A 14,987-nucleotide genomic window follows, 5' to 3' on the forward strand; every position below is an offset into this window, starting at 1 on the left:
ATCGCAAATGAAACTGGTGCAAAGTACAATGTATTTTATACCCCTCAGCAGGTGGAAGATATCGCGTATACAATTTCATTGTTAAAGATGGAGCCGACTCCTGAGTTGCACATGTGCAGGGTTGCTTTGTATGTGGTGAATAAGGACCTGGATGGAATGATTGAATACTACAAACGGTATATCATCAGTATGCCGGATAATGATGTTTTTAAGGGCATCCTGGATGGTATTCTGGGAAGTAAAATGGCTAAAGCGACAGATGCCCAGAAAGAAGCCATCAAGGAATATTTTCAGTTGGAGAAAAAGAATTTCGAAAGACAGGCCAGGTACAGCCAGGGCCAGTTAGACAATCTCTCAAGATAAATGACGATACCAGGTTGCCTAACTTTTAAATAGCAGAAAAATGAGCGTTTTTTCAAAAGGATATATGATTAAATTAACTGTTTTACTGGCAATGAATGTTTTATTCATAGCGGGTATAACAGTTGGGCAGGGGTTTACGGACGATGCAAAGATAGCTGCCGACTTCTTACATGCTTTTGATTCCTTATCTGCAAAAGGGGGAATCATTAGCGCAGAAGAAGTGCAAAAGGCATTGATGGCAGAACGGAGTGGTGTCACGCTTGATCTGGCGAAGCCGGCTTCCAGGGAACTGACAGGCCATGGAGTGTACGAAAAGGCTAAGAATGCTACAGTTATCACCGGCGTGGCGTATCTGTGCCCAAGGTGTGAGAATGTACATTTGAGCGAATCTACGGGTTATGTAATCGATCCGAAAGGGATCATTGTTACTAACTACCATGTTACAGCTTCTTATGCATTTATGAAAGACGGCAATAAGCCAAAAGGGTTTGTTGTTCGTATGGCTGATGGTCGTACTTATGCAGTCAAAGCTGTACTTGCATCGTCTAAAAAAAATGATCTTGCCATTCTTCAATTGGAAACACATGGTGATGTCTTACCTGCAATTGCACTCGCAGATTCAGCTGCCGTTGGCGATAAGATCTATATACTTGGCCATCCGAAAGGGATACATTATTTCTTTTCCCAGGGAAATGTGAATAATAAGTATATGGAAGAAGTAGGGGAGGGAGAAGGTAAATTCTTCCGGGAGATGATGTCAGTATCGGCTGACTATGCTACAGGTTCGAGTGGAGGTCCCGTGATGGATATTTATGGTAATGTAGCAGGTACAGTCGCCAATACGCGTATGTTTTTGCATAGTGATATGAATGCGGGTGTGCAGATGGTGTTAAAAAATACAGTACCAGTTGAATCACTTTGGAAACTGATCCGGAAATAACTTTTTCCACATTCGTCCGTCCATCTCTAAACATAAAAAAGCCTTCAGATTTAACACCTGAAGGCTTTTCACACTTGCGGGCTGGAGGAGAGAAAGCTCGAACCAGTTTATTGATAATTTTTCTGAAATTCAGGTATTTATTAAGCAGGAATTTATCTCAGAAATAAAAGGTTAATCATATGAACGTATTATTCACTACGCAAGCTTTTAATGGGATTCGTCAACGCGGCTTTGATACTCTGAAAACTCACCGTCAGCAAAGCAATCCCGATCGCCAGTAATCCTGCCAGCGCAAAAAACCACCAGTCAATCGTAACCTTATAGGCAAATTCCTTCAGCCATTGATGCATACCCCACCAGGCCGCAGGGGAAGCCAGCACCAACGCTATCACAATAGGTTTGAGAAAATCCAGGGAAAGCAGTGCCACAACACTACCAGCAGATGCGCCCAACACTTTCCGAACGCCAATCTCTTTTGTCCGCTGTTCGGCAGTGTAGGTTGCCAATCCGAATAATCCTAAGCAGGCGATAAAGATAGTCAGGCCAGAAAAGAGCGTCAATACCTGTTCTATTTTTTGCTCGCCGAGATAAACCTGCTTAAACCGATCATCTAAAAACGAATAAGAGAAAGGGGCTACGGGCGAAAATGACTCCCACTGCTGTTTCAGTGACGCGAGAAACTGCGGCAGTTTACCAGCACGCGTTTTGACTAGAATGTTGCCTGAATTCCCACCCAGGAACATGACTAAAGGGCCAATTTTCTGCCGTAGGGATTCGAAATGGAAGTCGCTTACCACTCCAATGACCCGATAATATGTTTTCACACCATTATCATCAATATGACCAATCAGCTCTCTTCCAATCGGGTTCTGCTGCCAGCCTAACGCCCGTACAGCCGTTTCATTCAGAATAACAGCCGAGGAATCGGTAGAGAGATTTTTAGAAAAATTACGCCCCAGCACAACGTGCATCCCCAATGTAGGAATATAATCATTATCTACTTTATAGAATCGACTCATTACAACCTGATTGGGATTTTCTCTGGACATTACGGGACTGTTATCGAGGTCCGAATTTCCAATAGGTACCTGTCCCGAAATACTTCCCGTGATTACCAACGGAGATTGGATAATCTTATCCCGAAATAGGGTTTCGTTATTGCTAAGCATTTGCGTATTATGAATGATCAGCACCTGTTCACGATTGAAACCAATTTTCTGCCTTTGCATGTAACGTAGTTGCCGATCTGCGGTAACGGTGGCAATAATCATCGAAATAGTGATAAAAAATTGAAACGCTACTAAACCACTTCGCAGGTTAAAGTTGCCGCGTCCTGCTGTAATCCGCCCTTTCAACACCACGACAGGCTTAAACGAGGACAGATAAAAAGCCGGATAGCTACCAGCCAACAGACCTACCAGTACAGTCCCTACTATTAAACCTGTGGCTGCGAATGCGTTGGTTAGTAAACTCAACGTAAGCATTTTGCCTGTCAACTGGTTAAAGAAGGGCAAAGACAGGCCTACAATCAGCAATCCGACTATCAGTGCGGCGATCGCCAGTAGAACCGATTCGATCAAAAACTGTTGCTGCAATTGCCCTTTTACCGAACCCAATACTTTACGTACCCCTATCTCTCGTGAACGCCGTACCGCCGTGGCTGTCGACAGGTTCATGAAGTTCACGCAGGCTATCAGCAACATAAAGGCCGCAATGGCCATAAGCACGTATACATATAGAATATTTCCACCTGGAGTTAACTCATTTCCGCCGAATGTGGAATATAAATGAATGGTAGTAAGTGGCTGGAGAAAAACTCCGAAATCATCACCCCGCTCACGAAATTGTTTCGGGGAGAGGTGTAGAAATCCCTCCAATTCACCTCCAATCTGTTTTTCAGCGAGCCGGGTAATTTTAGCTTCTAACTGTTTATAATCGTATTTCTCACGCAGAACCACGTAGGTGTAATAGTTTATGCTATACATCCATCCTATATGCTGCTTGTCATAACCAGGTGAGGAAACCAGCATATCCAACCGGAAATGAGAGTTTGTGGGTACATTTCTGATCACGCCTGTAATTCGATGCGGTACCTTTTCACGACTGAATAATAAGACTTTCCCGAGCGGGTCCTGATTGCCGAAGTATTTCCGTGCAGTTTCTTCTGTCAATACCACCGTGTTTGGCTCGATTAATGCCTGCTTCGGATCTCCTTTCAGAAATGGAATGGTGAACACCTCACAAAAATTTGAGTCGGCATACAGCAGATTATCTTCTTTAAATGAATTGGTTCCGTTGCTAACAAACTCACTTCCCCTCAGTATGCGCGTTGCTTTTAATATTTCCGGAATTTCCCGTTGTAAGTCCCGGGCGGCATTCGGGCCTAACATAGGGCCACCAACGTCCTGACCGTTAAACCGCGCCTTGAGTCCGATCCGGAAAATTCGATCAGCCTTTTCATTATAGCGATCATACGATAATTCATCCTGTATATAAAGCATAATCAGTATGCAGGTAGCCAATCCGATAGCTAAACCAATTATATTAATACTGGTTGAAACTTTTTGACGTTTCAAATTCCGAAATGCGATTTTTAGATAATTCTGAATCATCATAGACGTTAAACTGAAAGTGGAATATTGTTTATCCGTGTTTCTTCTGCCGTGGCCCCACCCAGTTCAGATCGTACAAAGGCGGTGCCAACTCATTAAACAGGCCGTTTCTATCCGGAAACGGCCTGTTTATGCTCAATAACAAGCTTGTAACTGTCCGCAAATGGCCATTTCTTGTCCGGCACCGGACAATGTAACGCATCAGGCAGTAAGCAAGTAGTGTATACCGATCTTTAAATAAAAGCTGGAATACTGTTTACCAGTCACAGAAGCGGGTAATCTTCCTTTTTACTACAATCTTGCGACTTTTGGATACATCTGCTCATGAACATTGGCTGAACTTTGCACCAACAATAATGAGAAATATATGGATTTAAAGAATAGCACCATCCTGATTACAGGTGGAACCAGCGGTATAGGTTTGGAACTTGTCAGGCAACTTACACAACAGGGATCAACAATCATCGTTACAGGACGTAAACAAGAGGCCTTAAATGATACGAAAAGGCGTTTCCCCAACATACATATCTTTCAGAGCGATGTAAGTGATCCGCAAGACATTGAGCGCCTCTATGAAGAGGTGACACAACAATTCCCTGATCTGAATATGATCGTTAACAATGCGGGTGAAATGCGGTTGCTTGACGTTCAGGACGCCAGTAAGGACCTGGAAAACATAACCCGTGAGATTGATATTAATCTTACAGGAACGATCCGGATGGTTCATCAATTTTTGCCGTACCTGGTCAGGAAGCGTACGGCGGCAATTGTGAATGTTTCCTCCGCCATTGCTTTTATGCCTTACTCTACCGCTCCGGTTTATAGCGCTTCAAAAGCAGGAGTTCATGCTTACTCCCTGGCCCTGCGCCTCCAATTGAATAAAACCAATGTCAAGGTATTCGAGCTGGTCCCTCCGGGGGTAAATACCAATCTTCAGAATGATTGGGTGCTACCACCTAATCCGAGTCAAATGATGGATGTGCATAAATTAGTCAGTATAGCCATCAAAGGACTTTTGAACGATACGCTTGAGATCAGGCCATTCCTGGTGAATGTGATAAAATTTTTGAGCAGGCTGATGCCTGACCAATTGATGAAGTTAGGGCACAAGGAATTTGAAAAATTTAAACAACTTAATAAAAAACAATAAATAACCAGATATGAAAAAATCAATATTAGCAGTGTTCGTGCTGCTGTTATCAATGGCTTCTTTCGCGCAGAAACTACCTGCGGATCAAATCATAGGGAGTTGGAAATGTGATGATTACAAGATCGAGGTGTTCAAAGCAGGCAACACTTACTCGGCCAAACTCTTATGGTCGAAAGAGATGTTTGAAGCAGATGGCAAAACGTCAAAGAAGGACGTTAAAAATCCTAACGAAAAACTCCGGAGCAGGTCCGTACAAGGCCTTACGCATATCACTGATCTTGTTTATAAGGACGGCGAATACGTGGGCGGTAAGTTGTATAGCGTACAGGATGGAAACACCTATAGTTTAAAAGGTAAACTGAATGGTCCTAATGACCTTGAAACCCGGGGCTACAAAGGTATACCATTGATGGGAAAGTCATTTAAATGGAAAAGAGTGCAGTAAATTATAAAAACAATGCTCATGAAAGATAATAAAGACAATCTGTCGGGGTTTTGGTTCATCATTTCCAATGCCCTTCCCCCTATAGGATTCTTCCTTTATTTCAGATACAGAAAGACACATCCAAATAAGGCTAAAAGAGCTTTAACAAGCGCAATGATCGGCGTGCCGATAGCGATACTCGGAGGTTACATCATGAACACTTGTGTCCTTCATTAAACCATGGCAAAAAACATTTTTTCAGCATTACTACTACTCATTTCGGTAACGCTCCCTGACACCTTTTTCCTGGGCAATATGCTAAATGCAATCCTGATCGTTATGATTATGGGGCTGGCGCTGCGAGTAGGAAATTACCGCATGGCGTTGATAGAGATCCCGTTTTTAGTCATGCCATTAGTCATGATATGGCTAAAGTATCCGTTTAAATTCAAGTAACTTGCAGTATGGCAAACAGTAAACCCTATCGGATCACTTCCATAACGGAGATACACCGTTTGATGGGGCTCCCTAAACCCCATCACCCACTGATCAGCATCGTTGATCTGAAAGGCCTGAAAAATGATACAGGTATAGAGGCGGTCGTTTTCGACTTGTATGTAATATCTATGAAAAGAGGATGTGACGGCTTATATTACGGGCAACAGAAATACGACTTTGACGAAGGGCTTATGGCCTTTATGTCTCCCGGCCAGATCTTGCGTGGTGAAGAGAACGGTGTACCGCCAGAGCTGGATGGCTGGATGCTTTTCATACACCCTGACTTTCTTTGGAACACATCGCTTGCTACTAAGATCAAGCGATACGAATACTTTAGCTATGCTACCAGCGAAGCGCTATTCCTCTCAGACAAGGAAGAAATAGTGATCAATGACCTGGTCAAAAATATTAAAACTGAATATTATTCCAATATTGATAAGTTCAGCCAGGAGATTATTATCTCACACCTGGAGACCTTGCTGAATTACGCCAAACGTTTTTACCAGCGTCAGTTCATCACCCGAAAGATCACTAACCATCAGGTTTTAAACCAGGTGGAAGAGATCTTAACAAACTATTTAAATAACGAAGCGCTGCTTTCTGAAGGACTGCCAACCGTACAATACTTTGCCGATGCTTTGAACATATCCTCTAAGTATCTAAGTAGCCTGTTAAAACAACTGACCGGTCAGACGATGCAACAGATCATCCACGAGAAACTGATCGGGAAGGCTAAAGAAAAATTATCTACAACGAGGATGTCTGTAAGTGAGATCGCCTATCAACTTGGTTTTGGGCATCCTCAGTCTTTCAATAAATTATTTAAAAGCAAGACTAAGCAAAGCCCATTGGATTTCCGGCAGTCCTTCAGCTGAAATGCTCATCGCGCTTGTGTCCGCCGCACCTCATTTTTTACCATATGATAAATGGATGCCCCCGCAATGTGTATTATCTTTAAGTGATGGAAGCACTTATAAATCTTATCCTGCAATTTGGTGACCTGAACAAACAGCAGATCGAGTTTTTGCTGAGCAAGGTTGAAATGATTGAATTCAAAAAAGACGACTATCTGTCAGAAGCCGGGAAGGTGCCCCGGTATGTGGCATTCGTGTTGGAAGGCGTGTTCCGCTTTTGCTATTATAACAACAGGGGCGAAGAAATCACCAATTATTTTGTGGACGAAGGCAATTTTGTAGTCGATAATCAAAAGTTCGAATCGCAGATCGTGGCATCTGAATATGTACAGGCCGTTACCGACTGCAAGACGCTGGTTTTCAGCAAAAAGAACTGGGACGAGATATCCAACACCATTGTGGGCTGGGAAATGATGAAGGCCAACATGGTAAAGAAGTGTCTTACGCTGGCCATGGAGCGGCGCAGTCCGCTGGTTGCAGAAGATGCCACCACGCGTTATCTGTCGTTCATTGAGGCGTTTCCCAACCTCATCAACCGCATTCCGCTTTCGTACGTGGCCTCGTACCTGGGCATCACCCAGCAATCGCTGAGCCGTATACGCCGCAATATCCGTTAACGGCGCTTTTTACCAAATGGTAAATGTTTTTTGGTTGCCATTTTCAACATTTGCTTATTCATTTAAAGGAAAAAAAATGAGCAAAAAGATTGTATTGATAACCGGAACAAATAGTGGTTTTGGCTGGCTTACCGCCCACAGCGTAGCCGCCTTGGGCCACCGGGTATACGCCACCATGCGCGATACCCAGGGCCGTAATGCCGATAGAGCCCAGGCCCTTGCCTCGGTAGAGAACGTGACTGTTTTGGACGTTACCCTGACCGACGACGAAAGCGTGAAGCAGGCCGTTGACACCATTTTGGCCAAAGAAGGTACTGTGGATGTGCTGGTGAACAACGCCGGTTACGGCATGACCGGTGTGGCTGAGAGCTTTACTACGGCCGATGTGCACACCACTTTTGATATCAACGTTTATGCCCCCTGGAGACTGATCAAACAGGTGCTGCCTGCTATGCGTAAACAGGCCGACGGACTGATTATTAACGTAACCAGTGGCTTTGGGCGGGTATCGTTCCCGTTTGCTACCATTTATGCAGCGTCCAAATTTGCGCTGGAAGGAATAAGCGAGGGCCTTCATTACGAGGTAAAGCGTCTAGGTATTGACGTGGCCCTGGTGGAGCCGGGCGCTTTCCCTACCGAAATGCAGCAAAAGAATAACCCCGCATCTGACCAGGGAGTATTTGAGGGGTATGGCGCCATTGCCGATATACCCAAAAAAATGGTAGCCGCATTGGGCGGAGAGATGCAAGCTAAAAAACCAAACCCGCAAGACGTTGCCGACGCCATTGTAAAACTTATCGGCACGCCAAAAGGTACGCGGCCATTACGCACCGTGGTTGACCCCATAACCGGCCAGTATATTGAAGCCGCCAACCAGGCCGTAGCCGAACAGTTTGCCAAAGGATTGACGGTGTTCGGAATGGGTGAGTTATTATAAGTGAAACGGATTTAATGTGAACGGCAGTGGCGTAGGCTACTGCCGTTTTTTGTTTATAGTTGTTGGAGTATTGCATCGGCCCAGGCGCTAGTGCCATAATTTAGGATCGCACTTACGCTGTTTACCGGTTCATTCTTTTTCAGTGCCTTTAAATGAAACAGCACAGCAAAACTTCTAGTCAACATAATTCAACATTTTAAAGGCCTTTTCTATCATTCGTAAGATTATCGGAGTTAAATAATAAATAGAAATAATATTAATATTTATAAGTATATTGTGATATATGCAAAAAGTACTTAAAATCAAGAACGAAAATATAGCTCGCTTTGTTAACAGGGAATTGAAACGGCAGCTCGATATTTTAAAAATTGTATTCGGATGCCTATTGATTTTATTTATCATATTAGGTGTGATATCAAGGGCTTACTTTATTCCATTGATTGCAATAGCAGTTTTTGGTGTGGTATTTCTGTACGTGAGTGCTATTTTAAAGGGCGATCTTAAAGCATTAAGTACAGCTTTTACTTTTATAATAGACGATAACGGTGTTTCCAGGCAGGTTGATTGGTCGCAAATAAACTCATTTATGAAATTAAGGGCCCAAAGGGCCAGTCAGAGATATGGAAGCAGCCTGGATCAAGTAATAGAATTTGCCAATGTAGATAAAATTAGTGTAGGAGTAAATGGTATTAAAATTACTTCAATTAATGCTAATATATTAAATGGTAACGGTATTATTAACCTGCCTGTAGAATTAGCTTTTTATGAGGATGTATTGGATTATTTCAAATCTAACCCCTCTCTGTATTCCAGGATAGTCCATGGGTAATTCCCAAGACTCAATTTATTATTTATATCCTGTGGATGATGACAATGACTTTGTCATCTAAATCAGGCGATTTATTCCATTTGAAAGGGGATACGCATTCCATTGTAAACTCATTGGCTTATGCTGACAACAGCTATTGAGGAGGTCCCAAAATGAGTTGAAATATTCACTACAAACTAAATCAAAAAGCCTTCAGATCTTTCGACTCGAGGGCTTTAAAGCTTACTGAGAATTGGTTACAACTTTCCGACACTTTTTGCGGAAGATTTAGGCAAGATTTCACAGTTTATCACCAGATATGCTGAAACAGGCCGGGTGGTATTAAAATGGCATATTTAAATGCAAAAGATTGTTATTTGTATCTTTACAAATAGTAAGCATAGAATAAGGAAATGAAATTAACAGACTACCTGAAACAAGAATTGCAATTACCTGACGATACCATTCAGGCATTTGAAAGTTTGTAGGATAGTCAGGGCTTGCCCAAAGGTTATCAGCTTGTGGGCGAGGGTACTCGTTCGGAAAAAGTATTTTATGTTGAAAGGGGACTGGCGCGAATATTTATTTTTAGAAGAGAATTACAAGTGCTGACAAAGCGTTTTCCTACCACATTTATTACCTGTTACAATCGGACGTTGCGGCAGGGAATAATAGAAGTGATTATCAACACCAACACAAAACCTAAAATAGAATTTTTTTTGTCTGTAAACGAAGAACTACAAGCAACGATTTTTAACAAGTTGCAGTTTTTGAACATAAATATTGAAAATATTCACGTCTTAAATATCTGCAATTGAACATCAAATAATTCTTGAAAATTTACCTTTCTTCCTGCAAAGACAAAGCCACCAACAACAATGAAGTTCCGGGAAAGACAACACCCGTAGTTATCGAAAAAGTCAGTGAAGCACCATATTGGCAAGGCAATTACAGGTAGCAGAGAACGAAGCCAAAATCAAGGAAGCCAATATAAAAAAGTTTCCGAAAGTTATTGCCAATGCTTTGTATCAGTACAATTTTGAAATCGGTAAAATTACCATTCCCGCAGGTCCGGATGGAATCGTCTATGACCGCGAAAAAGAGCAATATTGAACCGAAAAAGTGAATTTTGTTTTGCCCGAATTGCCCGACTGCAAAGGAATTGGACAGAAGACGAAAAAAGGGACAGTCATTTTTTTGATGACTTGTCCCCTTTGGTGGACTGCCAGGAACAACTTTCGAACCTATTTATAAAGGATTTATCTGCAATAACGGATTTTATTGGCAGCAACGAATTTGAAAATTTGAGGCAGAAATCCTAACGGATACATTCGTTAATTATGAGAATTAACGGGTGCTTTTATCATATCTGGAATAAAAAATCCTGCCAGCTCGTCAATGAATCCATCCGGGAAAGCACCTGAAAGATTGGTAAGTATGATGATAGAAAGATCGTCCTTTGGGTATACAAATATCGCTGAACGATTGCCGCCTACTGGCGCAACTGCGGGGTGATCCGTTCTTACAATAACCGGCCATCCGGCACCATATCCATTTAATAAACGGCTAAAACCACCTGTTTCCCCATTGTTTAACACTGCAGGTGTCCATAGCGCCTTGAGGCTTGATGACTGTTTTAATAATTCCATGTTTTGCAGGGCAATCACCCACCTGGCAAGTTCTGTAGCTGTTGAACTCATACCGGCAGCTGTTTGCAGAAAAGGGGGAAATGAAAAAAACATATTACTAAGCACACCTTTGCGATATTGATAGCTAGCGGCAGAATGCGGTATAATGGCTTTTGTGGCGCCAAAACCTGATACGATAGTTTTTGGCATACCAACCTTTTCCAGTTGTTCCCTGGTAATAAACTCCTGGAATGACATGCCGCTCAGGTGATTAATAATACGGCCGAGTAATAAATAATTAGTTTGATTATAACTAAATTTTTCACCTGCCTTAAATTCATTTGGCTGCTGAAGGACCATTTCCCATGCTTTCTCCGGATCATCATTTATTAAAACAGATTCCTCCTCATTTACAATATCCGGAATGCCGGAGGTATGCGACAGGAGTTGTTGAACGGTTATTGCCTTCCATGTGTCAGGTAGATCTTTAAGGTATGTAGCAATAGGCGCTTCCAATTGTAATTTACCAGCTTCCATTAATTGCACAATTGCCACACCTACAAATGCTTTGGTGATTGAATTAATCGTAAAAACAGTCTTATCATTTACAGCAATTGAATCCTGCAGATTTGCCAGCCCGTAATTACCAGTCTTTATTATTTCCCCTTTTTTTACAATTGCCAGCTGTAGGCCGGGGATCCTGCGTTGTTGCATTTGGTTTTGTATAAAAACATCAACTTTATCTTTTTGGCCGAAAATGCTGTTGGTAAAAGAGAAAAGCAGAACTGTGACGAGTAGACTCTTTAAATGGTTGATCATTAAAATTGATTTATACTCAAGAATGCAAATTTTTTTCACAATTTTTAGCAGTACCTGTTAGCGTCAAAATTATTAAAGACATGACTGGCAAAATCCGATCTCAAAGTCCCTTAAACGCAAAAAAGCCACCAGATTTATCATCTGAAGGCTTCTGATTTCTTGCTAATTAGAAGACCTAATAAGCCTATGTTCATTGTAAATCAACCTCTTATTAGCTTAAATCTGCAAGTTTTATAAACGTCCGAAGTTTTAGTAAATTACAACATAATAAATTAAACCCTATGGGACAAATTGTAATTGTAGCCTATAAACCTAAGCCAGGCAAGGACGAAGCGCTAAAGCAACTAATGACAACCCATTTACCACGCCTGAAACAGGAAGGTCTGGTAACCGACCGCGAATCCATCATTATGAAGGCTGCTGATGGTACCATTATCGAAGTATTTGAATGGCTAAGCGCCGAAGCTATCGCTACTGCACACAACAACCCGGCAGTACAACAAATGTGGAGCGAATATGCCGAAGTATGTGATTACGTTCCGTTAAATTCATTGGCAGAAGCATACGATATGTTCGCTACTTTTAGCCCTCTTTATTAATAAAACATCCCTGCTTACAACCTTAAATGCAGTTGACCGTCTTTCTTCTAAAGTCAGGCAACATTTCTCTCTGTTCATTACTTGAAATACGTTTTTGTGGCTTCACATCCAGAAATGCTGCAATAGATCGATCTACTTAATATTGAACTTTGAATGAATTCATGTTGAGGATTATTTCACCAAAATTGACGAAGAACCCATATCATCCGTTTTGCTTGGCCCAGTATCGCCGTAATAGATAAGGGATAGTTTCGAACCTGTTCACAGAGGATTTATCTAAAATTTACAAATTTATCAGCCAAATAATTCCCTGACCACCTTTTCGATAGGTGTGTAGCATCTTATTGCACCGAAAAGTTTAAAATTCGATATGTGTGTAGTATACTTAATAAACATTCTGTTCACTATTTAGTAGTTGGTGGAACTGCTGTTGCATTGCACGGCTACTTTCGCTTATCACATGATTCTTCCGGAAACGTCATGGAAAAGCATGATCTTGATTTTTGGTATAATTCAACTTACGATAATTATTTTAACCTTCTTAAAAAAAAAGAGGCCCCGCAAAGGCAGGCTTTGCAGGACCGTTAAAGTATACACTCAAAATTGCTGTTATTTCAACGTATAAATCACACCCAGTTTATCTACTTCATCGCCAGAGTTACCAAAGAAACCAGTGATTTTATAACCAGCTGGTGCGGAATAAGTAACAGTGTCTGAATTCTTTGTACCTGCCTCCAACGTACGGCCGGTGCTGGTGGTAAGCTTCAGGTAGAAGATACGGGTAGTATTGTTATACTTGCCTTCACAAAGCATAATAGAACTAACGGTTTCACCACTCTGCAAAGTCAACGTTTGCGCAGTTCCACCTGTACCGCCATGTATCAGTGCCGTGCCGTCAGCATAAGTAGTCCCCACCGCATCAATACGGTTGCCACCTCTGATAGTGAAAGATACCGCATTACTGCTTTCAGTAAGAGTAGCCATATCGTTAAATGGCGTACCGTGTGGACCACCAAACAAATCGCTCATATGGAAAGAGCTGTTCAGCTGGTAAGTGAAGTTGCAGGTAAGCGGCATGTGATCGCTCAACTGATTGCCATCTGCATTCACAAAAGTGCTTACTACATTGTAGTCAGAGGCAGTTAATTGAACAAACTTGCTGCCGCGGTAATAGATCTTATCAACTATTTCGCAGGTATTGGTAACATTCGGGAAATCACATACAATAGGATCTGCACCCAAAGCAGGAATATTGCCACCACGGATCAGTTCAACCCAGGCATCTTTGGTACCATTGGCAGTGAGCAGCAAACGCAGGTTATTATCGCGTGTATAACGACCATTGGTATCACCCATAACAATTACGGCATTTCCTGTAGAATTAGCAGCGATATAATTGCTTAACTGTAACAGGTTATCGGCGCGGGCATCAATAGAAGCAGCATCAGATTCTGCATTGGTATGCAGGTTATACACATCAATATATACACCTTCTGCTACGCGGTAACGGCAATAGGTAAATCCTTTAGGCGTTAATGCATTTTCGTTAATGCGTTTATTCCAGGTAACACGGGTGAAATCTGTCATCGGAAAATAAGACAGTGAGTTTAAGCCATCTCCAATGCCAGCCCCACCACTGGTTGCAGAACGGTAAGGATGAACATTGCCTTTGTCGTAAAGATAAGCATGATAATTAAAGTCTTCCTGCACGTGAACAATATCATAGACATTAATCAGTCTGCCAATCAATGAGGTACTGGAATCTCTTGGAGTAGTAGCACTCGACAATATCTGGGGCAGCCCGGCAATATTGTATGTAAGAACATTAAAGGTACCTCCGGTAGCAGTAGCAGTGTGCACGGCTTTGCGGACATCATTGCCGGCTGGTAGGATAGGCTCCGTTTGTATTGATTGTTTGTTACAACTGGCCGTAACTACGGATACAGCAAAAACAAGCAACTGAAAAAAAACATTAACTTTTTTCATGATTTTCTTATTTAATATTTGTACAGAATAACTTTATGATCAATGCGTTACAACGAGCATGGGTAATACTTAAAAAAATTAAAGATTTACTCTACATCAAAAAATCACAAGTAAAAAGCCGGCATTCTTAACTTACATCCAATAATAATTCGTTTCCAATCAGAAAATACCCTGGTGCTTAACAATTAGTTAATCAACGGCATTGTTGTTCTATTCTTTTGGATTAATGTGGCGTTTAGAAGAAAACTCTACAGGTCTAATGCTAAGAGGCGCCGATCTCAAAACAAAAAGCCTTCAGATTTTCCATCTGAAGGCTTACTAAACTTTCCAGTTTTCTAGCGGAGAAAGAGGGATTCGAACCCCCGGACCTGTTACAGTCAAAATCATTTTTGACATGACCTCCCATGTCGATCTCAAAACAAAAAGCCTTCAGATTTTCCATCTGAAGGCTTACTAAACTTTCCAGTTTTCTAGCGGAGAAAGAGGGATTCGCCCCCTGGACCTGTTACAGTCAAAATCATTTTTGACATGACCGCCAAATTCGATCTCAAACGCAAAAAAGCCTTCAGATTTTCCATCTGAAGGCTTGCTAAATCTTTCGATTTTTTAGCGGAGAAAGAGGGATTCGAACCCCCGGACCTGTTACAGTCAAAATCATTTTTGACATGACCGCCAAATTCGATCTCAAACGC

Annotated in this window: 15 protein-coding genes; 11 read left to right on the top strand and 4 right to left on the bottom strand. The window is 41.9% G+C overall.

The genetic code is table 11. The features are described 5' to 3' along the window. A partial coding sequence (locus tag ABDW16_RS30310; RefSeq protein WP_343675104.1) for a hypothetical protein occupies nucleotides 1–363 on the top strand: 363 nt, incomplete at its 5' end. 91 nt (nucleotides 364–454) lie between these two features. Beyond that, nucleotides 455–1,303: a serine protease gene (locus ABDW16_RS30315; RefSeq protein ID WP_343675106.1), complete on the top strand. Its 849-nt coding sequence runs from the start codon at nucleotides 455–457 to the stop codon at nucleotides 1,301–1,303. 188 nt (nucleotides 1,304–1,491) lie between these two features. On the opposite strand, the gene ABDW16_RS30320 is transcribed toward ABDW16_RS30315, so the two are convergent. Further along, the gene (locus ABDW16_RS30320) at nucleotides 1,492–3,879 is read right to left on the bottom strand and encodes an ABC transporter permease (protein WP_343675108.1); all 2,388 of its coding nucleotides are present in this window, start codon (nucleotides 3,877–3,879) and stop codon (nucleotides 1,492–1,494) included. Nucleotides 3,880–4,282: 403 nt separating this feature from the next. Here ABDW16_RS30320 and ABDW16_RS30325 point away from each other — a divergent pair, with 403 nt between their 5' ends. The 8 genes from ABDW16_RS30325 (at nucleotide 4,283) to ABDW16_RS30360 (ending at nucleotide 10,376) form a co-directional block, all read left to right on the top strand. Then, nucleotides 4,283–5,065, top strand: a complete 783-nt coding sequence (locus ABDW16_RS30325; RefSeq protein WP_343675110.1) for an SDR family NAD(P)-dependent oxidoreductase — start codon at nucleotides 4,283–4,285, stop codon at nucleotides 5,063–5,065. Between the two features lie 10 nt (nucleotides 5,066–5,075). Then, nucleotides 5,076–5,510 (top strand): DUF2147 domain-containing protein, encoded by a 435-nt coding sequence (locus tag ABDW16_RS30330; RefSeq protein ID WP_343675111.1) that lies wholly within the window; start codon nucleotides 5,076–5,078, stop codon nucleotides 5,508–5,510. Between the two features lie 219 nt (nucleotides 5,511–5,729). Beyond that, complete coding sequence (locus tag ABDW16_RS30335) at nucleotides 5,730–5,945, top strand: hypothetical protein (RefSeq protein ID WP_343675112.1); 216 nt, start codon at nucleotides 5,730–5,732, stop codon at nucleotides 5,943–5,945. Between the two features lie 8 nt (nucleotides 5,946–5,953). Next, nucleotides 5,954–6,862, top strand: a complete 909-nt coding sequence (locus tag ABDW16_RS30340; RefSeq protein WP_343675113.1) for a helix-turn-helix transcriptional regulator — start codon at nucleotides 5,954–5,956, stop codon at nucleotides 6,860–6,862. A gap of 86 nt (nucleotides 6,863–6,948) precedes the next feature. After that, nucleotides 6,949–7,518, top strand: a complete 570-nt coding sequence (locus tag ABDW16_RS30345; RefSeq protein WP_343675114.1) for a Crp/Fnr family transcriptional regulator — start codon at nucleotides 6,949–6,951, stop codon at nucleotides 7,516–7,518. A gap of 16 nt (nucleotides 7,519–7,534) precedes the next feature. After that, nucleotides 7,535–8,455: an SDR family oxidoreductase gene (locus ABDW16_RS30350; protein WP_343675115.1), complete on the top strand. Its 921-nt coding sequence runs from the start codon at nucleotides 7,535–7,537 to the stop codon at nucleotides 8,453–8,455. Between the two features lie 283 nt (nucleotides 8,456–8,738). Next, nucleotides 8,739–9,284, top strand: coding sequence for a hypothetical protein (locus tag ABDW16_RS30355; protein ID WP_343675118.1), 546 nt, complete (start codon nucleotides 8,739–8,741; stop codon nucleotides 9,282–9,284). A 915-nt stretch (nucleotides 9,285–10,199) separates the two neighbouring features. Next, the gene (locus tag ABDW16_RS30360) at nucleotides 10,200–10,376 is read left to right on the top strand and encodes a hypothetical protein (RefSeq protein ID WP_343675120.1); all 177 of its coding nucleotides are present in this window, start codon (nucleotides 10,200–10,202) and stop codon (nucleotides 10,374–10,376) included. A gap of 221 nt (nucleotides 10,377–10,597) precedes the next feature. On the opposite strand, the gene ABDW16_RS30365 is transcribed toward ABDW16_RS30360, so the two are convergent. After that, nucleotides 10,598–11,710, bottom strand: a complete 1,113-nt coding sequence (locus ABDW16_RS30365) for a serine hydrolase domain-containing protein (RefSeq protein WP_343675122.1) — start codon at nucleotides 11,708–11,710, stop codon at nucleotides 10,598–10,600. A 281-nt stretch (nucleotides 11,711–11,991) separates the two neighbouring features. Between ABDW16_RS30365 and ABDW16_RS30370 the strand changes: the two genes are divergently transcribed. Beyond that, nucleotides 11,992–12,309 carry a hypothetical protein gene (locus ABDW16_RS30370; protein WP_343675124.1) on the top strand — a complete coding sequence of 106 codons (318 nt, stop codon included), beginning with the start codon at nucleotides 11,992–11,994 and terminating at the stop codon, nucleotides 12,307–12,309. A gap of 609 nt (nucleotides 12,310–12,918) precedes the next feature. Here the strand turns inward: ABDW16_RS30370 and ABDW16_RS30375 are convergent. Then, nucleotides 12,919–14,295: a jacalin-like lectin gene (locus ABDW16_RS30375; RefSeq protein WP_343675126.1), complete on the bottom strand. Its 1,377-nt coding sequence runs from the start codon at nucleotides 14,293–14,295 to the stop codon at nucleotides 12,919–12,921. A gap of 470 nt (nucleotides 14,296–14,765) precedes the next feature. Then, a partial coding sequence (locus tag ABDW16_RS30380; RefSeq protein WP_343675129.1) for a hypothetical protein occupies nucleotides 14,766–14,987 on the bottom strand: 222 nt, incomplete at its 5' end.

The sequence above is a fragment of the Chitinophaga sp. genome (genome assembly GCF_039596135.1).
GTDB lineage: Bacteria > Bacteroidota > Bacteroidia > Chitinophagales > Chitinophagaceae > Chitinophaga.